Consider the following 18,156-nt stretch of genomic DNA (forward strand, 5'->3'; position numbering starts at 1 on the left):
GATGTCGGCCAATTAAACAAACGTTTAATGAATTTTTTATATCACACCGTTACTACTGGTTTAAGAACATATGTTTGTGTATACTATAATTGAGGTGATGTTACATGACGAATGATCGCGGCACTATTAAATGGACTTCTTTAATGCTTCCTGAACATGTTGAACTGCTAAAAGATATGTGGCAGGAAGATCAGCAAGTAACACGACCGGAACTGGATATGCAGGAGCTGGAACTGCTAAATGAGGCATTAATACTGGCGAATAAGCGGCAAGACAAGGTTGTTCTGACAATTTTTCGGGACAGGAACATTCATAAAAAATCCGGTGTGATTCGTAAATTGGATAAACTACATCGCCGTATCCGATTATATTCTGATGCCGGCAGTTATGAAACTGTTCCTTTCCACGAAATACTTGATATTGAAATAATGTAAGCACTGATCATTCCAGTGCTTACATGCCTAGTCCTCTGTGAGTTTGTATTGCTCCCATAATTCATCAAAAGTGCTCAGCGCATTGGTAAATGGACTATTCCATTCCAGATATCTGCTGATTTCATCATAATCAGCTGAATGTTTTGGAAAATCGTGGTCAAAAAATACCCAATCCGCTAATCGGCTTTTGTCATCTGCTTTCTTCTTTCCCCTGTGTGTCATCATATAATGATAAAATGAACGCATGGTATGCACCTCATTCGTTTTCCATAAATTGTTCATATTTTTTCAGTTTTCTGCGATAGACAATTTTTGAAAGGTAAATGCTGATTTCATAAAGAATAATCAGCGGGATTGCCACCACAATCTGCAGTACGAAGTCGGGCGGTGTGATGACGGCACCGATAATAACGAGAATCAGATATGCATATTTTCTGGTTTTGTGCATAAATGCCGGTGTCAATATTCCTAAACTGGTTAAAAACATCGTAATAACCGGGATTTCAAATAATACTGCAAATGGAACAATAACGCGAAACAATAATTTGAAGTACCTGTCATATGTAAATATTTCATTGAACATTCCCTCATTCAGTGACAGTAAAAACGGTACAATCAGATTAATGAATACAACGTATCCGAACGTTAATCCCCCGATAAACAAAAGAAATACGGCAGGGATATAGGGTAACGATGCCTTTTGCTCCGTTTTGGTCAAACCGGGCCTGATAAATAGCCAAATTTGCAGGCATAGTATTGGTAATGTACCAATAATGGCAACCAGACCGGCCATTGTTATATAAACGGAGACGGTATCTGTCAGACCGGTGATACTGAGCGTGAAGCCAAGGTCTTTTGCGAAAAAGTAGTAAATGTCTTTCACATAGATAAACCCAACAAAAAACAAAGCTACAAATATTACCGCGGTAACAATCAGTCTGTTCCGTAATTCAGATAAATGTCCAACTAAATTCATTTCCTTTTCATTCTCATACTGCTTTTCTTCCGACAATTTTCACACTCCCTTTGTTCGGGCATAAAAGAAGATGTAAGGTACCCCCTACACCATCTGAAGTTACTTATTTGTTTGATGTACTGCTTTTTTCATCGTCTTCATCATCTGAAACAATATCTTTTGTTGCCTTTTTAAATTCTTTCAGTGATCCACCAAACGCTTTACCGATTTCCGGTAACTTTGACGGTCCGAAAACAATCAATGCAATTACCAGAATCAATATTAATCCAGGAATGCCAATATTGCTTAACATGCAGAATCACTCCATTAAAAATTATTTATTTTCTTCGCCTCTGATAATATCACGTGCTTCTTTGATTTCATCGGTTGCATCACCGGTCAGGTCACGTGCTGATTTCTTAAATTCACGTAATGTATTCCCTGCAGCTTTGCCAATCTCCGGCAGCTTTTTTGGGCCAAAGACAACCAGTGCTATTACCAATATCAGGATAAGACCCGGAAATCCAATATTTGCCAGCATTGAAACACCTTCTTTTATGTAATATTGTAACCAAAGCCACAAATTTATATATCATTGCCAAAAATTTCAACAGCTTGTTGAAACGTCTTTAGTTTAACATGAACATCCCCAGCTTAACAACTTAAAAATGTTTTGCTTCTTCATATTCTTCGGGATGATTCATATTGAAAAAATGTTTATGCAATAAATGATCTGGTATTGACCCAAATTCATGCAAAAAATGAACGTTTCCAAATGAAAATATGTCTTTTACTTTTAAAGCGTCGTTTTCTAACTGTTGTTGTATAAAAGGCTGCATTTTCTTAGTATAAATTCCCGAAAGAGGGTGCATTCGGTCCTTATATACAGGAATAACCGCATCATAATGATTTAGTTTTCGGAGCAGAAAATGGTAAACATCTCTCTGAATGAATGGCATATCACAGGCGGCGCAAATATACACAGATGCATCAATGTGATAAAGTGCCGTCTCCAGTCCTGCCAATGGTCCCTTTCCAGGATATCGGTCTGCAATTTTTTGGTATGTCAGAAAATCATACTTCTCCGGTTGATTGGTAATAATTGCAAGCTGTGATACAACTGTATTCATTTCATCTGTAATCTGTTCAATCACCGTTTTGGTTCCAAGTGACAGCAGTGATTTATCCGTTCCCATCCTGGATGATTTGCCACCTGATAAAATGATACCGCAACAGTTCATGTCCTATTCATCCCTATCATTTTCGGTCATATTGTAAAAAATAATAATCATATGGGTTTTTTTCATTTTTTTCCCCTTTGACCTTTGATGTCAGCTCCCAGTCCGCTTCATTGAATTCCGGGAAAAATGTATCACCCTTAAAATCTTCATCAATCCATGTAATATACATCCGATCTGCATGAGGTAACACCTGACGAAAAATATTTCCACCGCCAATCACAAACAATTCCTCTCCCGGATTTTCGGAATTCCAATTATAAATCGTATCGAGGTCGTGAATCACTTCAACTTCATTTGGAAAATCAGATTGGCTACGTGTTACTACAACGTTTTTCCGATTGGGAAGCGGTTTTCCCATGGATTCAAAGGTTTTACGTCCCATTATAATCGTATTACCGGTTGATTTTTCTTTAAAAAACTTCAAATCATTTGGCAGACGCCAAGGCAAATCATTATTCAGGCCTATTGTTTTATGTTTATCCATTGCGACGAGTAGTGAAATCAATGCTTTTGCCTCCTCTTCGTATTTCAAACTGCAATTGGTGCCTTAATGGATGGATGCGGGTGATAGTTCTCCAATTCCAAATCTGTCATTTCAATATTAAAAATAGATTGTTTTTCCTTATTGATAATAAGGTCAGGTAAAGACCTTGTCTCGCGGCCAAGCTGTGTTTCCACCTGTTCCACATGGTTTGTATAAATATGCGCATCACCAAGTGTATGGATGAATTCACCTGGTTTAAGATTGCATTCATGTGCGATTAGATATGTCAGCAGTGCATAACTCGCAATATTAAATGGAACTCCCAGAAAAATGTCAGCGCTGCGCTGATATAACTGACATGAAAGTTTACCATCCGCCACGTAAAATTGAAACAATGTATGGCACGGCGGTAATGCCATATGTGGAACATCTTCCGGATTCCAGGCAGAAACTATATGTCTTCTGGAGTCAGGCTTATTCTGAATGGAATGGATAACATCCTTCAACTGATCAATGGTCTTATCATTGGATGTTTTCCAATCACGCCACTGTTTTCCGTATACATTGCCTAAATCACCGTATGTTTGTGCAAAGCCATCATCCTGGAGAATACGATCTTTAAAAATGGCCATTTGCTCCTGATACTTTTCTTTGAATACAGGATCGTTCTGACTGCGGTTTCCGAAATCGGCCATATCCGGTCCTGTATAATCAGCACTTTCAACCCATTTTTTAAATGCCCATTCATTCCAAATATTATTATTGTTTTGCAGCAGGTAACGAATGTTGGTATCCCCTTTGATAAACCAGAGCAATTCACTGGCAACAAGTCGAAATGGGACTTTTTTTGTCGTCAGAAGCGGAAAACCGTCCTGAAGGTCAAACCGCATTTGGTGTCCAAATACGGAATACGTTCCCGTGTTTGTCCTATCATCCTTCTTCGTCCCATTTTCCAATACACGCCTGCATAAATCCAAATAAGCTTGTTCATCTTTTGCCATCGTTACACCCTCCGAACCTCTCTCGTAACATATTAATTCATTAAAATTATTGTAACATAAACGCCAAAACCAGCGAGGTATATTTTAAGTTTAATCGACATAAATCTGTTAGGAGATTATATTGCTAGAACTTGAACATATGGAAACAAACATCGTCAAGGTTTGCCATTTGATGTTGTGAAGACACCCTATTTGATTTTTAAGGGAAATAAATTCCCTTTTAAAAGCATATCTATATTCTAAAAGGGTTGAAAGGGGGCCATTATGCTAAAAAGAAATAAAGGCCCCATTATTTCTGGTGCTATCTTTTTATTGGTCATAACAGCGTTAAATGTTTTAGCACTAACAACCTTATTAAATCAATATGGGGAAGAAATATTGGGGGTCCAGACAGCCCATTGGCAATTATTCTTTCGGATTCTGGGGATAGGAATACCTGGGTTTTGGATTGTGTTTAAATCTAAAATGGCAACGAATATCTCAACTGAATCCCTAATGCAGCGTGATGTACTTTTAAAAAAGTTAAAAACATTATGGGTGAAATCGATTGATAAGGAATACGATATATCCCTTGAAGAACTTAATATTCGTTTCTGGGTTGAATTAAAAAACCCATTTAAAAAAATAAGGTTAAAAAAATTTAATCGAAAGGTCTTTATATGCCAAAGAAATGAACAACTGGCTGATAACGTCGCGGATAATCTTTATTTTGAGGTATACCCAAACGAAGAAGGCGGCATTGGCATATGTTATAACCAAGGGAAAGGGGAAGTTATTGCTTCCCATAATCAACATGATGATCCCGAAATGGCATTGGATAAAAACATGAATGAATTTCAAAAACAGCAAACAAGAAACATGAAATTTTTATTGTGTATTCCGCTGTATAATAGCAAAGGACAAATTAAAAAGATTGTATCTTTTGACAGTCCTTACGCCATACCTAAACAACATATTGATTCAGTCGTCAGTGAATTAAGGGTCCTTTGCGATTTTCTGCAGAATAATATGCCAGACAATCTGGGTAAAAGGAGGGAAGTCAGTGCCTAAATATTCTCCAAGGATACCCCCTTTGACAAATGATCAGAAAGAAAAGCTCTATAATCGTATTGCCGAGAATGCAGTAAGAGATGGTATTAATAAGTATGTAACAGCCGCTCAAACAACCACTAACAAACGCCCTGCCTTGGGTAACAGCTGATATGAAGGCCTTTTTGTTATCTGTCACACTCAGGGGCAGATTTTTTTTGCAATTAATTCCCATTAAATTTGAAGTGAATTACCAATAATCATTCCAATTTTTTTACTTCTTTTAGTGCCTGATCATAATGGTTTAACAATACATCCAAGCTCTTTGAAATGGATAAAACTTGTGGATTATTCGGGTTATTTTCATACGTTTTATACATTTCAGTTCTTGTTTCTTCTATTTTCTTTTTTAGTTCAGCGAGACTATACAAACTTTATACTTCCTTTCCAATCGTATTGAATCTAATTTATTTATCTGATTATAGTGCTATCCATCCTTATGAAAACCGGTTAAGGATCATTTTATTATTTCTGTATTTCATAACTCATACGCTTTAAATCGAACCTATGTTCCTATATTATCATAAGTAATCTTTTAAATCCAGGAAATATATACAATACAAAAGGCTTTAGAGGAAATCCTCCAAAGCCTTATCTATGTTTAACCATAATTTTGTAATATGTTCCTTTATCCTTATGCAGGTTTTTAAGAAGAGCAAAGTCCTCTCTACCTCCCCCATTCCCTGAAAAATTGCTCCAGGTATACTTCCATAAATTGATGTCTTTCAATGGCAATACGTTTTGCACTTTCGGTGTTCATCAAGCTTTTTAATTTTAACAGTTTATCATAAAAATGCTGAAGCGAAGTGTCAGTCTGGTTGGATGTGTTCCAAATCAATTGTCCTTGGGAACCACCATATGCAAATGTCCGTGCGATTCCAACCGCTCCGATCGCATCTAGCCTGTCAGCATCTTGTACGATTTTCCCCTCCAGTGTATCGGGTGTTTTTCCTTTTTGGAATGACACATCATCGGCAGTATGACGTATTTGTTTATATTCTGCATCAGAAATATCGATGGATTGTAAAAAATCGGTTAAATGATTCAATACTTTATTTCGATTTGAAAATAACTTCGCATCACCGATATCATGGATCCAGGCAGCAGCTTCACAAATAAAAACATCTGCGCCCTCTTCCAGAGCAATATTTCTGGCCATTTGAGCAACCCGCTTCATATGGAAAAAATCATGTCCGGTGCAATCATCGCTAAAAATTGAATGGGCATAATCGCGGATAGCATTTAATTGATAAGACCCATCCATTAGAATAAACCTTTTATTTTCCCGTCTTCCGTTACATCCATATTTAATGCAGCCGGTTTTTTTGGAAGTCCAGGCATTGTCATCATATCACCGGTTAATACAACAATGAACCCGGCACCAATGGATGGTCGTAATTCCCTTATTGTTACAGTAAATCCGGATGGTCTGCCGACAAGTGATGGATCGTCAGAGAGTGAATACTGTGTTTTGGCCATACACACCGGTAACTTACCCCACCCCTGTTTTTCGTAAAAAGCCACCTGCTTTTTAGCTTTTGATGTTAATTCAATTCCATCAGCACCATACACTTTTTGTGCTACTTTTCGAATTTTGGTCTCAAGTGTGTCTTCTAATTCGTAAATCCGCTGAAAGTTTCTTTCCGGACTTTCAGCTGTTTTCATTATATTTTCAGCCAGTTCTATACCACCGGCTCCACCCTGTGCCCATATATCAGTAAGTGCAACATCAATACCTCTTGATTCACACCAGTCTTTAATATAATCAGTTTCAGCGTGTGTATCGGAAGGGAATTTATTAATGGCAACGACAAATGGCAGACCAAACTGATTGACCGTTTCGATATGCTTCTCTAAATTGGCCATGCCTGCCTGCAATGCCTTCACATTTTCTGTTTGTAAATTGTCTTTTGCCACACCGCCATGCATTTTTAATGCCCGGACAGTTGCTACAATGACTACAGCATCTGTTTCAAACCCACCTGCGCGCGATTTTATATCGAGGAATTTTTCGAGTCCCAAATCTGCACCAAATCCTGCCTCGGTCACAACGTAATCGCCAAGCTTTGCCGCTGTCTTGGTAGCCATAATACTGTTGCATCCGTGAGCAATATTCGCAAATGGTCCGCCGTGAATGATGGCAGCCGTATTTTCTGTTGTTTGCACAAGGTTCGGCTTGATTGCATCTTTTAGAAGTAATGTTAATGCCCCTTCGATTTTCAAGTCTTTCACCGTTATCGGTTCCTCGTCGTAGGTGTATCCTATCACGATGTTTGAGATTCGTTCCTTCAAATTTGTTAGACTGGTAGCCAAACAGAGGATTGCCATAATCTCCGAGGCAACGGTAATATTAAATCCGTCTTCTCTCGGCACACCTTTCAGGGGTCCGCCGAGTCCGACGACAATTTGCCGGAGAACCCGGTCATTCATATCCATTACCCGTTTCCATTCTATGCGGCGAGGATCGATATTCAATTTATTTCCCCGATGTATATGATTATCAATAAACGCACTAAGTGCATTGTTGGCACTTGTAATGGCATGCAGGTCTCCAGTGAAATGCAAATTAATATCTTCCATTGGGAGGACCTGTGAATAACCTCCCCCTGCTGCACCGCCCTTCATTCCCATAACAGGGCCAAGCGATGGTTCCCGCAGTGCAATAATTGCTTTTTTTCCGAGTCGATTTAATGCTTGTCCGAGGCCGACAGTAACAGTTGATTTCCCTTCACCGGCAGGCGTTGGATTAATGGAAGTCACTAAAATGATTTTACCATCAGGTTTGTCCTTTAATTTGTCCAATAAGTTATTGGATAACTTTGCTTTTGTGTGTCCGTATGGTTCCCAGTCATCCTTTGACAAATCAAGACTAGCAGCAATATCCTCAATCGGCTTTAATGTAGCGCTCTGTGCAATTTCAATATCAGTAGCCATACATGAAGCACCCCTCTCGATTAGTTAACTATAGTGTAACGTATCAAGTTGTCTTTTTATATAATTATTATGAATTTTTTAAGGACCACTTATTTTTATGCGTTAATTAGTATAAAAAATCAGAAATTCGCAAATATATATGACATTTTCTTGACTGACAGCCTAAAATACGCTATATTGGACCTAAGCAAAGAAGATGTATGGAATCATTATTGACAGGCAGCTTCTATAGAAGTAGGTGTACATGTGATTCTGCACTTCTATACGGAGATGTCTTTTTTTGGTATTCATTTATCTGCCTTTGTATTACCACGTTTTACGTGAAAGTTTTTAGGAGGATTATTCACATGGAAAATGGAGTAGTTAAATGGTTCAACGCAGAAAAAGGTTACGGCTTTATCCAAGTTGAGGAAGGAAATGATGTATTCGTACATTATTCCGCAATTCAAGAAGAAGGCTTCAAATCCCTTGAAGAAGGTCAAGAAGTTGACTTCGAAATTGTCGAAGGTGAGCGCGGACCTCAGGCTGCAAATGTAGTTAAAAAATAACGATATCATATATAAAGCGGTGATCTGATGCAGATTGCCGCTTTTTTTGGCGTTTGTCGCCCAGATCTCAATTATCCATTAATTTGTCACCTCTTTCCTGCAACCTCCATGTCACTTAAAAATCCGTATTGCCTTTCCGGTTATTAAAAAGTATAATGGATGATGTTGTTTTACGCGGTTCGCAAACTCCCGCGTTACCAAAACTAAGGAGGAATAAGGATGCCAAATGAACTGATTTGGTTTTTATTTGCAATGTTGAACTTTTCATTGCTGTTATTTTTTTATCGGATGTTTGGGAAAATGGGTTTATTTGTTTGGATCGGGCTGGCTACAGTTATTGCGAACATTCAGGTCCTCAAGACCGTTGAGCTGTTTGGATTGACTGCCACACTTGGTAACATCATTTATGGCACCGCCTATTTGGGAACGGATATTCTCAATGAAAAATACGGAAAAAAAGATGCGAAAAGAGCTGTCTGGATGGGATTTTCGACATTAATAGCCATGACCGTGATGATGCAGATTTCCCTTGTATTCAATCCTGGACCAGATGATATCGCACATGAGTCGTTGGAGACGATTTTCGGCATGATTCCGCGTGTTGCTGCCGGAAGTCTTGCCGCCTATGCAATGAGTCAGTACTTTGATGTATTAATTTACGACAAGCTGCGTAAACTGTTTCCCGCAGATAAGTTTCTTTGGGTGCGAAATAATGGAAGCACAATGCTCAGTCAGCTTCTGGATACAGCAGTCTTCTGTTCTATTGCATTTTTAGGTCAGTTCCCGATGACAGTCTGGTTTGAAATTTTCATAACAACCTATGTTATTAAATTTATTGTTGCACTAATTGATACACCTTTTATGTATATTGCAAAATATATACACCAAAGCAAATAAAAAAGATCTCGCTCCCCTTTTATATGGTGCGAGATCTTTTTCGAATTTAGGGAAATTATGTTGCTGCATTCCGCAGTGCTTTTTCTTCACGGGGAATTCGAACGCGCAGCAGCATTATGTGAAGAATCGGAAAGATAACCGCGGTTACTTGTGCTCCAATCATAAATGGAATGACAAACAGTTCGATTGCAACAATAATATAATTCGGATGCTTCACATATTTATATGGTCCTTTTCTAATCAGCGCAACGCCGGGCAATATAATTACCTTTGTATTCCAGAACCTGCCCAGTGACTGGATGCACCAGATTCTGCACATTTGCGTTAAAAGGAATACGGAGAACCAGAAATAACTGAAATTCATGTTGGATGTGCCATCGACAACAACTTCTGTCATCATGGATAGAAAAAAGAAACAATGCAGCAGGATAAACCATTTGTAATGTTTTTCTCCCTTCTCTACTCCACCTCTCCCCTTCATCCAAATTTCGTTTTGTTTTGCAATAAACAGTTCAATTATTCGCTGTAATATAACAACCAGTATAAACAGCCATATCCATACACTCATGATTTACCCCATTCCATTAACAGTAATTCTGAACTGAAACCAGGCCCCAATGCAGAAATAATACCCAGCTCCTGATCAGGTATACTTTCCCGCATCCACTTGTCCAATACATAAAGAACAGTCGCGGATGACATATTTCCATGATCACGCAATACCTGATAGGAATGCCTGAATTTCTCGCCTGTAACATCTAATACTTCTTCCATTGCTTTTAGTACCTTTAGCCCCCCTGGATGTGCTACAAAGGAATATATTGCATCCTGACTGATATTATTTTCAGTTAAAAATGCATCAATATGCATGCTCCAAAAAGATTTAACCAATGAGGGGATACTTTTTGAAAAAACAACTTCCAAACCATTATTAGTTACATCCCAGCCCATAACATCTTCGCTATTCTTCATCGTCCGGGTGTTTGTCTGTCGAAGAAATGGTTTTTTGTTTCGATGATAAGACGTATATGGTGAAGTTTCCCCTGTTAATAAAACAGAACTGATTCCATCACCGAAAAGCGCTGTGCCAATAAGATTGCTTTTCTGCCGATCATCTATTTGAAATGTTAAACTGCAAAGTTCACAGCACACCAGCAGAACGTTTTTATCCGGATGAGCCGACAACCAGTCAAATGCTCTTGCAAGCCCTATCGCACCACCTGCGCAGCCTAATCCCCATAATGGCATTCGGAACACATCATCCCGGAAAGGACGTTTATTCATTAATGTGGTATCGATGGAGGGGGTTGAAAGCCCGGTACTCGATACAAAGATTATGAGGTCAATTGCTTCATATGGTATATCTTTTGTTAAAAATGCTTCGTTGGATAGACAATCATCCATAGCCTGCAATGAATATGTAACAGCATGTTGACGGTACAAATCATTTTTTTCCTTGAAAGTATGTCTCTTCCCGAACCAATTGGCATCTGTCACAAACTGTCTATTTTCAATTTTTGCATGGTCGAATACCGGCAGAAAGCGACGTGCTTCCCTGCCGTCGATTGAGAAAATATCCCTAACAAGCTCTCTTACTTCATGTTGATTGATATTATATTTGGGGATTCCTTTTCCGACTGAAGAAATATATGCCATGTCGTCACCTTTTTACCATCAGTTTGCGACAAATAACTAAAAAAGATACATAAAAAAGCAGGGAAATTCCCTGCTTTTTAGTATTAATAAATTGTTGAATATTTGGTTTTTAAATAGTTCAATAAATGATCGGGATTTAGTTTTTCCTTTGTTACATCTTCTATAATGTCCAGTGGCTTTTTCGTTTTTCCGTACTGGTGAATATGTTTGGACAGCCAATTGCGGATATTTTCATATTTACCGTTTCGCACAAGATTGTCAACGTCCATCTCTTTATTCATAGCGTTGTAAAATTGTGCTGCGTACATATAACCAAGTGCATAGGATGGAAAATACCCGAAATCGCCTCCCGCCCAGTGAATATCCTGCAGAACGCCTTCACGGTTTGTTGGAGGTATGACACCAAGGTAGTCATCCATTTTTTCATTCCAAAGCCCAGGCAGATCACTCACATTTATTTCATCGTTTATAAGTGCATTTTCCAGTTCGTACCTTATCATGATATGGAGCGGATACGTCAGTTCATCTGCTTCGATCCGGATTAATGATGGTTTTACTTCGTTGACAGCTTTATAAAAATCATTCAAGGATACCTTTTGAAACTTATCTGGTGCATATGATTGGAATACATGGTAATGTCTATCCCAAAAAGCTTTGCTCCTTCCAATAAAGTTCTCCCAGAAAAGCGATTGAGATTCGTGAATTCCCATTGAAGTACCAGTCGCCAAAGGTGTTCCGGCTAATTTCGGATCAATGTTCTGTTCGTATATGGCATGTCCGCCTTCATGAATGGTTCCGAACACTGCCATCCGAAAATCCTCTTCATCGTATCGTGTGGTGATTCGTACATCATTCATATTCAAAGCTATTGCGAATGGATGGATCGTTTCATCCAATCTTCCGGATGAAAAATTATATCCCATTTCCTTCAGAATATTAATAGTAAAAGCTTCCTGGTCCTTAACTGGAAATTGCCCTTTCAAAACAGATGGATCCGGTTTTGAAGTACTTTCATTAATTTTTTCGAGTAAATCCGTCAGCGACTTGCGTACTTTTGGAAAAACGGTATCAAGCGTTTCCGTCGTTACGCCAGGTTCAAAATTATGCAGCAAGGCATCATACCTATTTCTTTGATAACCCCAGTATTCCGCGAATTGCTTGTTATAGCCTGCCAGTTTTTCAAGGTATGGCTGAAACAATGCAAAATCGTTTTTCTCACGCGCTTCCTGCCAGATTGCTTCTGATTTGGATTGCAGCATAACATAGGCTTTATATTCATCGGTTGGTATTTTCCGGTTTCGCTCGTACGTCTCTTCACATTCTTCAACAGCTTTTCGAATAAGTGAATCTGTTGTACTTTCCTTTAATTCATCAATGAAGTATTTCATTTTCTCGGAGGTTTCAATTTGGTGTTGCTTTTCCGATAAAAATCCTACTACTTCTGAACGCTGCTCAACACCATTTTTCGGTATTTTCGTCCGCATATCCCAAAAAGTGAGCATGGTGGCTTCCTGATATGCATTTTGTTCTTTCAATAACTTAAGAAAATCCTGCTCTGTTTGTTTAAGTGTTGTCACGCATCTCTCCCCTCTTTCCGTCCAAAATATTGGTAATAATTCGTTTGAATAAAGCCGTTAAATAATTTTCTTTTCTTCGTTGCATTCATGCCATACGCCTTTTCAAATTCTTCGTGTGCTGTCATGATGTATACACTCCATGAAGGATGTTCGCGCATAATGATGCCAATATCCCGATAGATGGTCGCAACGGCCTTCTTATCACCAATGCGCTGACCATATGGCGGATTACCAATGAGATAACCGTTTCCCTTTCGAATAAATAGATCCTTTACCTGCATTTGTTTCCAGGAGATTAGCTCACCGAGTCCTGCTTCCTTTGCATTGTCATTAGAGACCTTTATCATTTTATGATCAATATCGGATCCGGTTATATCGAGTTTTTGTTCATAATTTGCCAAATCTTCTGCTTCAGCAAATGCTTCATCCCAAACGTTTTGTTTTATAAAATCCCAATCTTCCGAATCAAATTCCCGGTTGAATCCCGGAGCAATATTCTGACCGATCAGCGCAGCCTCAATCGGGATTGTGCCGGACCCGCAAAAAGGATCGATTAACGGAAGATCAGGTTTCCAATTTGTCAGCAGTATAAGTGCTGCAGCCATTGTTTCTTTTAATGGAGCTTCCCCCTGGCCGACACGGTAACCTCTTTTATGAAGACCAGTGCCTGATGTATCAAGTGTCAGCAATGCCTCATCTTTATGTATTGCAACTTCTACCTTATACATGGCACCATTTTCAGGCATTTTATCGGCGATTCCATACTTTAATTTCAGTCGTTCAGCAATTGCTTTTTTTACGATGGCCTGACAATCCGGAACACTGTATAATGTCGATTTAACGGATTTACCTGATACCGGAAACTTTCCCTCCTCGGATATAAATTGTTCCCAAGGCAAAGCTTTTGTCGACTCAAATAATTCATCGAATGTAGCAGTCTTGAATTTCCCGACAAGTAATTTTACCCGGTCTGCCGTTCGAAGCCATAAGTTACAGCGTGGAATAGCGGATATTGGTGCCTGAAATATTACTTTTCCGTTTTCAACTTCGGCTTCGTATCCCAATTGTTTGATTTCTTTTGACACAATTGATTCCAAGCCCATTGCAGCTGTTGCAATTAATGTTACATTTTGTACCATTTCGTTAATTCCTTTCACTTTCAAAATTCGATTTGTACTGTATATCATACCGTATTTAAAAAAACCTTTCCAATAGCAAGTATGCAATCAGAAAGGTTCTGTATCCTCAAATTAAACATATGTAAAGGAGGGCATAACCTTGCCCTGTTCAATGGAAAGACCTGTGAATACCCGGTAAGCCATGTTCTGTACCGTTGTACTTCAATCGGTGGTCAGCCTTGTACATTGGTCGTAATCATCTATCTACAAGCATTGCCTGTCCCTTTTTCGGTTCAATTCCCTAATCAAGGATGCCCCTACCATTATTTGGGTTGCTCACTCGTGGGGTTTACCTCGTTCCACCCGGAAGGTTTCCCAACCGGCTTCGTCACTGTGGCACTTTCAAGTGTACTCGTCCATATCGCATTGAATTAGGACTTTTCACTGCCGTTAACCATACGGCTACCCTGACTTATGATTTCGTCAGGCACGAACACTACAGGCATCGCAGCCTGTGCGAGCATGGACTTTCCTCTGCATGAAATACATACAGCGATTACGCAGGTACTCATCATTCTCCTTATGATTATAACACAAATATTTCCCGTCAGCATTGGTAAAAACCGTCATCTGCTCACGAATCTGCATATTTTTTGCCAAAGACCGCCTTTTCCAGGTTTGACAATCGTTTTAACACGTCATAATTCACCTGGTGATTTGGAGTTGTAGATCTTGTTCTCGATTGATCTGACTGCTTACGTAAACGTTCATTTTCCTGTTTTAATTTTTCAATTTCCTGTTGATATGCTTCATAGTCCTGAATAACAGTATCAAGAAATTCATCTACCTCTTCTTGGTGGTAACCGCGTATTGCCGTTTTAAATTCTTTTTCCAAAATGTCTTTTCCGCTTAACTGTATTCGATTTGCATTCATATAGAGTCACCTCAAAATTTTCATTTTTAACCGATTTTAATTATCAATGTTAAGTGTATTTTCTATGATTCTAAATATGCATGTACCTATTCTTCTACATAGTATAACATTAACTGATAAACTTGTCTTTTTAGGCATAAAAAAGAAGCCGAAAAACGGCTTCGTTCATGTGTAACGCTTTATAGTCCTGTTAAATCATCCTGCTGAAAGGAAAATGGAAGTAATTCTTCCATCGTAATCGTTTTTACATCGTTATCCAAATTTGTTAAATGGATCGCTGTATCGGAATGGAAAAATTCGCTCATTACCTGCCTGCAGGATCCGCACGGCGGCACGGGCCTTTTTGTGTCTGCAGCAACCGCCATCTCACTAAAATCACGCTCACCGTCAGAAATCGCTTTAAATATTGCCACTCTTTCCGCACAACAACTTACAGGATATGCAGCATTTTCGATATTGCATCCGGTGTAAATTTTTCCTGACGTTGTCTTTAGCGCTGCACCTACAGGAAATTTCGAATACGGGACATAAGCTTTTTCTCGTATTTCGACAGCTGTACTGATTAAATCACGTTTATTCATACTGCACCCCTTTCACATCATTGGAAAATAATTATAAAAAATCTAATCATCCTTGTAAAGCATTCTATCTTTCATTTAACTCATTGATAAGCTGATCGAATATGAAGTTTACCGAATGGTTAAGCTCCATATACCGTTTTCGCTTCACATCGATGTAAAAACTGTGCATCAGTAAAAGGCCCATATTTTCTCTTGTAGATGTAACCTGGTGCGGATGGAGTGATACCTTCTTCTCTTTAACCAGCACAAGTGTTTCTTCCTCCCACTCATCCAGCATGATATATATTGGTTCGGTGTATGTTTTTACGTTTAAAAAGAAATCCTTGTCTTTTCGATTTTCCGGAGGGCTGTTTTTTTCGTATTTTGTTTTTAGGTTCTGTAAATATTGTTTCAGCTGCTCTGTTTTTGTTTTTACATCCATTATTGCATCCTGCCTTTTTTAACGATGTCATGGTACACATACATTTTACCATCAGAACATGAAATAATCAGCAGTTACGATAATTTTTTTCGAACTTTAAAGTTTGGTGCGGAAAATTTTATCTCCGGTTTCAGTTTTGAAAGTTTTTTGATTGATGACTTGGTCCGGTTTATTTGTTGTTGCTGGACATGGAACTGTTGCAAAATAGTGTCATCCACCCGTAACGTATACTTTTGTTCCATCAGACGAATCTGTTCCGATAACTCCGAAATTGTATCCGCAAACTTCTCCTTTTCCAAGTTTTCAACAGCCATACGATTCACCCTCACTTTTTAATTGGTTATACAAGTAATTCGTGATGAACTTGCTTTCCCCTTCCTGTTCGACAAAACTAGAAGAAATGAAACAAAACAAGTGTAAATTCAAGAACAATTAGACAAACTATTCACAGAAGGAGGTGCATGTGGCATGGAGAAAAAACAATCCGATCAACGTAAGGAACGTAAACCAAACCGAAAACCGGAAGATACCGGAAATAAAAAATTGGATGGCCCTAACCGTCCATCAACATGATTGCAACCTGAACCTGGCCACATGATATAAGCCAGGTCCGCTATAATATTTTTTTCATATAGTAGTATGCAGTAAGTATCTTCCTTCTCCTGTAGAAAGAAGTACTGACATCCTGATTAAATTCAGCAGACACTTTTTTCAGCCATTTTTTCTTGATGCCCCCTTGTTTATACCAATCTTTTCGAATTATATCCTGATGTGAAATTACCGGATATACCATACGTAACATGGGGGCTCTTTTTGTTGGAACAGCAAAATACTTCTCGTAATCACCTCGTGAACCGGTATGTTCATTGGTTGAAACAAACGTATAAATGGATGGATATACAGAAGGATGAAAAATAATAGAGGCAATCTTTTTTCCTAACGTAATTCTATTGGATACTTTTGTAAAATCATGTACATTCACACCATATAACTCATTAGAAGTTGTCGGCAGTATAATGGCATTTAACAATAAAATATCCTGAAGCAGGTACGGCAGACGCAAAAATACATGATGCTCGAAATAGGACTGATGAACAACCGGCTGCTGGATAACATTCTGTTCATTGATAATCAGTGCCAGCATGAGCCGCTCCCTGTCACCGAATTTCCAAAATGTCTGCCATTCCTTTATCATGTATTTGGAGACATGAAAATCAGGCAACAAATGGAATAGCGGTCTATTTTGTTGTATGGAGAGCTGATAAACCAGAAGCTGCGGGTAAGCATCCGAAAAGATAAGCCAGTTAGCCCGCTCGTATGTCATAAATAATTGGTTCCGCTCCTTCTTTCCCAGTATATCAAGAAATGCCGGCAGCATTAGATCTGTCATATTCCAACCGGCATTTCTTGAAACCAAACTTGCAACTAGGGCCCATTTTATTTCCGGAAATCGGGTATAAAAGTTTTGATATGCATTTGTTCGGGAAATGTTATCCGAATTATGTTCATTGGTTTTTTTTGTTATATAATGTAGACAGTGATGTTTTTCCGATTTACAATGCATGAACATACCCACTTTCATTTTTAAATAGATAATGCTTATCAACGGTGCCAATATTTGATATGATACTGTAATATGCTGGGGGGAGTAAAAATGAAATACCCGAATGGGACAGGGAAAAACATCAGGAAACAACGGCTTCATCCTCGGCAAAATCACGGGCACAGCAACCGTGGAATGACGCTGGAGGAAGATATTAATGTAACCAACACTTATTATTTGGCTGCAGGGAAAGCAATTATTCATAAAAAGCCTACTCCGGTTCAAATCGTCAAGGTGAATTACCCGAAACGGAGTGCAGCGGTAATTACGGAGGGATATTTCAAGCAGCCGTCAACAACCGATTATAATGGAATTTATCGTGGCAGGCATATTGATTTCGAGGCGAAGGAAACGAAGAATAAAACCCGTTTTCCTTTAGCGAATATACATGAACATCAGATAAAACATATGAAATTAATTGTGGAACATGGCGGAATTTGTTTTATTATCATACGATTTGCGGTCTTTGATGAAACATACTTAATGCCTGCTGAATTACTATTCCCCTATTGGGATGCTAAAAATGACGGCGGAAAAAAATCCATTCCTTATGATCAGATTATACGTGATGGATTCTTGATTCCCTTTCATTATCAAGCAAGGGTGAATTATTTAGCTGTCATAGATCAGCTTTATTTTGCGGATAAGAAAATGTAAAACATTATTGCCGCGTATGTGCAACT

At 38.6% G+C, this 18,156-nt stretch carries 25 protein-coding genes and 1 other RNA gene; 6 read left to right on the forward strand and 20 right to left on the reverse strand.

Translation table 11 applies throughout. The features are described 5' to 3' along the window. Positions 1-104 precede the first annotated feature (104 nt). Positions 105-434, forward strand: a complete 330-nt coding sequence (locus tag B1K71_RS10285) for a YolD-like family protein (protein WP_077326582.1) — start codon at positions 105-107, stop codon at positions 432-434. Positions 435-461: 27 nt separating this feature from the next. Here B1K71_RS10285 and B1K71_RS10290 read toward each other — a convergent pair whose 3' ends face one another. The 7 genes from B1K71_RS10290 to B1K71_RS10320 all read right to left on the reverse strand — a co-directional run bounded on the left by B1K71_RS10290 (position 462) and on the right by B1K71_RS10320 (position 4,115). Next, a complete protein-coding gene (locus tag B1K71_RS10290; protein WP_077326584.1) occupies positions 462-680 on the reverse strand; it encodes a YozE family protein in 219 nt (72 codons plus the stop codon). A gap of 10 nt (positions 681-690) precedes the next feature. Next, a complete protein-coding gene (tatC, locus tag B1K71_RS10295; RefSeq protein WP_245799235.1) occupies positions 691-1,446 on the reverse strand; it encodes a twin-arginine translocase subunit TatC in 756 nt (251 codons plus the stop codon). A 67-nt stretch (positions 1,447-1,513) separates the two neighbouring features. Then, on the reverse strand, positions 1,514-1,702 hold the full coding sequence (tatA, locus tag B1K71_RS10300) for a twin-arginine translocase TatA/TatE family subunit (RefSeq protein WP_077326586.1): 189 nt from the start codon (positions 1,700-1,702) through the stop codon (positions 1,514-1,516). Positions 1,703-1,723: 21 nt separating this feature from the next. Next, a complete protein-coding gene (locus tag B1K71_RS10305) occupies positions 1,724-1,930 on the reverse strand; it encodes a twin-arginine translocase TatA/TatE family subunit (RefSeq protein ID WP_077326588.1) in 207 nt (68 codons plus the stop codon). Between the two features lie 121 nt (positions 1,931-2,051). Beyond that, complete coding sequence (mobA, locus tag B1K71_RS10310; RefSeq protein ID WP_077326590.1) at positions 2,052-2,630, reverse strand: molybdenum cofactor guanylyltransferase; 579 nt, start codon at positions 2,628-2,630, stop codon at positions 2,052-2,054. 16 nt (positions 2,631-2,646) lie between these two features. Continuing rightward, the gene (locus tag B1K71_RS10315; protein ID WP_077326592.1) at positions 2,647-3,135 is read right to left on the reverse strand and encodes a dihydrofolate reductase; all 489 of its coding nucleotides are present in this window, start codon (positions 3,133-3,135) and stop codon (positions 2,647-2,649) included. A 23-nt stretch (positions 3,136-3,158) separates the two neighbouring features. Next, positions 3,159-4,115 carry a thymidylate synthase gene (locus B1K71_RS10320; protein ID WP_077326594.1) on the reverse strand — a complete coding sequence of 319 codons (957 nt, stop codon included), beginning with the start codon at positions 4,113-4,115 and terminating at the stop codon, positions 3,159-3,161. 264 nt (positions 4,116-4,379) lie between these two features. On the opposite strand from B1K71_RS10320, the gene B1K71_RS10325 reads away from it, so the two are divergent. Next, complete coding sequence (locus B1K71_RS10325; protein ID WP_077326596.1) at positions 4,380-5,165, forward strand: hypothetical protein; 786 nt, start codon at positions 4,380-4,382, stop codon at positions 5,163-5,165. Between the two features lie 239 nt (positions 5,166-5,404). On the opposite strand, the gene B1K71_RS10330 is transcribed toward B1K71_RS10325, so the two are convergent. From B1K71_RS10330 to B1K71_RS10340, 3 genes are all read right to left on the reverse strand, one after another. Continuing rightward, positions 5,405-5,575 (reverse strand): aspartyl-phosphate phosphatase Spo0E family protein, encoded by a 171-nt coding sequence (locus B1K71_RS10330; RefSeq protein ID WP_139343324.1) that lies wholly within the window; start codon positions 5,573-5,575, stop codon positions 5,405-5,407. Between the two features lie 296 nt (positions 5,576-5,871). Next, positions 5,872-6,468, reverse strand: a complete 597-nt coding sequence (locus B1K71_RS10335) for an HD domain-containing protein (RefSeq protein ID WP_077326598.1) — start codon at positions 6,466-6,468, stop codon at positions 5,872-5,874. After that, on the reverse strand, positions 6,468-8,138 hold the full coding sequence (locus tag B1K71_RS10340; RefSeq protein WP_077326600.1) for a formate--tetrahydrofolate ligase: 1,671 nt from the start codon (positions 8,136-8,138) through the stop codon (positions 6,468-6,470). Before B1K71_RS10340 ends, B1K71_RS10335 begins: the two co-directional genes overlap by 1 nt. Before the next feature lie 347 nt (positions 8,139-8,485). On the opposite strand from B1K71_RS10340, the gene B1K71_RS10345 reads away from it, so the two are divergent. Both B1K71_RS10345 and B1K71_RS10350 read left to right on the forward strand, forming a co-directional pair. Further along, positions 8,486-8,686 carry a cold-shock protein gene (locus B1K71_RS10345; protein WP_077326602.1) on the forward strand — a complete coding sequence of 67 codons (201 nt, stop codon included), beginning with the start codon at positions 8,486-8,488 and terminating at the stop codon, positions 8,684-8,686. Positions 8,687-8,905: 219 nt separating this feature from the next. Further along, on the forward strand, positions 8,906-9,583 hold the full coding sequence (locus B1K71_RS10350) for a queuosine precursor transporter (protein WP_077326604.1): 678 nt from the start codon (positions 8,906-8,908) through the stop codon (positions 9,581-9,583). Between the two features lie 55 nt (positions 9,584-9,638). Here the strand turns inward: B1K71_RS10350 and B1K71_RS10355 are convergent, their stop codons facing one another. From B1K71_RS10355 to B1K71_RS10395, 9 genes are all read right to left on the reverse strand, one after another. Then, positions 9,639-10,151 (reverse strand): isoprenylcysteine carboxyl methyltransferase family protein, encoded by a 513-nt coding sequence (locus B1K71_RS10355; RefSeq protein ID WP_077326606.1) that lies wholly within the window; start codon positions 10,149-10,151, stop codon positions 9,639-9,641. Then, positions 10,148-11,239 carry a type III polyketide synthase gene (locus B1K71_RS10360; protein ID WP_077326608.1) on the reverse strand — a complete coding sequence of 364 codons (1,092 nt, stop codon included), beginning with the start codon at positions 11,237-11,239 and terminating at the stop codon, positions 10,148-10,150. The genes B1K71_RS10355 and B1K71_RS10360 overlap by 4 nt, the downstream gene beginning before the upstream one ends. 83 nt (positions 11,240-11,322) lie before the next feature. Beyond that, a complete protein-coding gene (locus tag B1K71_RS10365) occupies positions 11,323-12,816 on the reverse strand; it encodes a carboxypeptidase M32 (protein WP_077326610.1) in 1,494 nt (497 codons plus the stop codon). After that, positions 12,813-13,955, reverse strand: coding sequence for a THUMP domain-containing class I SAM-dependent RNA methyltransferase (locus B1K71_RS10370; RefSeq protein WP_077326612.1), 1,143 nt, complete (start codon positions 13,953-13,955; stop codon positions 12,813-12,815). The genes B1K71_RS10365 and B1K71_RS10370 overlap by 4 nt, the downstream gene beginning before the upstream one ends. A 170-nt stretch (positions 13,956-14,125) precedes the next feature. After that, positions 14,126-14,502, reverse strand: an RNA gene (rnpB, locus tag B1K71_RS10375) — RNase P RNA component class B. 66 nt (positions 14,503-14,568) lie between these two features. After that, positions 14,569-14,868, reverse strand: a complete 300-nt coding sequence (gene gpsB / locus B1K71_RS10380; protein WP_077326614.1) for a cell division regulator GpsB — start codon at positions 14,866-14,868, stop codon at positions 14,569-14,571. A 179-nt stretch (positions 14,869-15,047) separates the two neighbouring features. Then, the gene (locus B1K71_RS10385) at positions 15,048-15,449 is read right to left on the reverse strand and encodes a cytidine deaminase (protein WP_077326616.1); all 402 of its coding nucleotides are present in this window, start codon (positions 15,447-15,449) and stop codon (positions 15,048-15,050) included. A 64-nt stretch (positions 15,450-15,513) separates the two neighbouring features. After that, positions 15,514-15,870: a DUF1798 family protein gene (locus B1K71_RS10390; RefSeq protein WP_077326618.1), complete on the reverse strand. Its 357-nt coding sequence runs from the start codon at positions 15,868-15,870 to the stop codon at positions 15,514-15,516. Between the two features lie 74 nt (positions 15,871-15,944). Next, the gene (locus B1K71_RS10395; RefSeq protein WP_077326620.1) at positions 15,945-16,184 is read right to left on the reverse strand and encodes a hypothetical protein; all 240 of its coding nucleotides are present in this window, start codon (positions 16,182-16,184) and stop codon (positions 15,945-15,947) included. A 154-nt stretch (positions 16,185-16,338) separates the two neighbouring features. Here B1K71_RS10395 and B1K71_RS20410 point away from each other — a divergent pair, with 154 nt between their 5' ends. Next, positions 16,339-16,443 (forward strand): acid-soluble spore protein SspM, encoded by a 105-nt coding sequence (locus B1K71_RS20410; protein ID WP_428848861.1) that lies wholly within the window; start codon positions 16,339-16,341, stop codon positions 16,441-16,443. Positions 16,444-16,483: 40 nt separating this feature from the next. On the opposite strand, the gene B1K71_RS10400 is transcribed toward B1K71_RS20410, so the two are convergent. Then, positions 16,484-17,452 carry a DUF2515 family protein gene (locus B1K71_RS10400; RefSeq protein WP_342742159.1) on the reverse strand — a complete coding sequence of 323 codons (969 nt, stop codon included), beginning with the start codon at positions 17,450-17,452 and terminating at the stop codon, positions 16,484-16,486. 72 nt (positions 17,453-17,524) lie between these two features. Between B1K71_RS10400 and recU the strand changes: the two genes are divergently transcribed. Then, the gene (gene recU, locus B1K71_RS10405) at positions 17,525-18,130 is read left to right on the forward strand and encodes a Holliday junction resolvase RecU (RefSeq protein WP_077326624.1); all 606 of its coding nucleotides are present in this window, start codon (positions 17,525-17,527) and stop codon (positions 18,128-18,130) included. Positions 18,131-18,156 lie beyond the last annotated feature (26 nt).

It is taken from the genome of Virgibacillus siamensis (assembly GCF_900162695.1).
GTDB lineage: Bacteria > Bacillota > Bacilli > Bacillales > Amphibacillaceae > Lentibacillus > Lentibacillus siamensis_A.

Excerpts from the sequence above, each read along its gene's own strand:
- B1K71_RS10285 (WP_077326582.1), top strand. The coding sequence starts at position 105 with ATGACGAATGATCGCGGCACTATTAAATGGACTTCTTTAATGCTTCCT.
- B1K71_RS10290 (WP_077326584.1), bottom strand. The coding sequence starts at position 680 with ATGCGTTCATTTTATCATTATATGATGACACACAGGGGAAAGAAGAAA.
- tatA (WP_077326586.1), bottom strand. The coding sequence starts at position 1,702 with ATGTTAAGCAATATTGGCATTCCTGGATTAATATTGATTCTGGTAATT.
- B1K71_RS10305 (WP_077326588.1), bottom strand. The coding sequence starts at position 1,930 with ATGCTGGCAAATATTGGATTTCCGGGTCTTATCCTGATATTGGTAATA.
- mobA (WP_077326590.1), bottom strand. The coding sequence starts at position 2,630 with ATGAACTGTTGCGGTATCATTTTATCAGGTGGCAAATCATCCAGGATG.
- B1K71_RS10320 (WP_077326594.1), bottom strand. The coding sequence starts at position 4,115 with ATGGCAAAAGATGAACAAGCTTATTTGGATTTATGCAGGCGTGTATTG.
- B1K71_RS10325 (WP_077326596.1), top strand. The coding sequence starts at position 4,380 with ATGCTAAAAAGAAATAAAGGCCCCATTATTTCTGGTGCTATCTTTTTA.
- B1K71_RS10335 (WP_077326598.1), bottom strand. The coding sequence starts at position 6,468 with ATGGATGGGTCTTATCAATTAAATGCTATCCGCGATTATGCCCATTCA.
- B1K71_RS10340 (WP_077326600.1), bottom strand. The coding sequence starts at position 8,138 with ATGGCTACTGATATTGAAATTGCACAGAGCGCTACATTAAAGCCGATT.
- B1K71_RS10345 (WP_077326602.1), top strand. The coding sequence starts at position 8,486 with ATGGAAAATGGAGTAGTTAAATGGTTCAACGCAGAAAAAGGTTACGGC.
- B1K71_RS10350 (WP_077326604.1), top strand. The coding sequence starts at position 8,906 with ATGCCAAATGAACTGATTTGGTTTTTATTTGCAATGTTGAACTTTTCA.
- B1K71_RS10355 (WP_077326606.1), bottom strand. The coding sequence starts at position 10,151 with ATGAGTGTATGGATATGGCTGTTTATACTGGTTGTTATATTACAGCGA.
- B1K71_RS10360 (WP_077326608.1), bottom strand. The coding sequence starts at position 11,239 with ATGGCATATATTTCTTCAGTCGGAAAAGGAATCCCCAAATATAATATC.
- B1K71_RS10370 (WP_077326612.1), bottom strand. The coding sequence starts at position 13,955 with ATGGTACAAAATGTAACATTAATTGCAACAGCTGCAATGGGCTTGGAA.
- gpsB (WP_077326614.1), bottom strand. The coding sequence starts at position 14,868 with ATGAATGCAAATCGAATACAGTTAAGCGGAAAAGACATTTTGGAAAAA.
- B1K71_RS10385 (WP_077326616.1), bottom strand. The coding sequence starts at position 15,449 with ATGAATAAACGTGATTTAATCAGTACAGCTGTCGAAATACGAGAAAAA.
- B1K71_RS10390 (WP_077326618.1), bottom strand. The coding sequence starts at position 15,870 with ATGGATGTAAAAACAAAAACAGAGCAGCTGAAACAATATTTACAGAAC.
- B1K71_RS10395 (WP_077326620.1), bottom strand. The coding sequence starts at position 16,184 with ATGGCTGTTGAAAACTTGGAAAAGGAGAAGTTTGCGGATACAATTTCG.
- B1K71_RS20410 (WP_428848861.1), top strand. The coding sequence starts at position 16,339 with ATGGAGAAAAAACAATCCGATCAACGTAAGGAACGTAAACCAAACCGA.
- B1K71_RS10400 (WP_342742159.1), bottom strand. The coding sequence starts at position 17,452 with ATGAAAGTGGGTATGTTCATGCATTGTAAATCGGAAAAACATCACTGT.
- recU (WP_077326624.1), top strand. The coding sequence starts at position 17,525 with ATGAAATACCCGAATGGGACAGGGAAAAACATCAGGAAACAACGGCTT.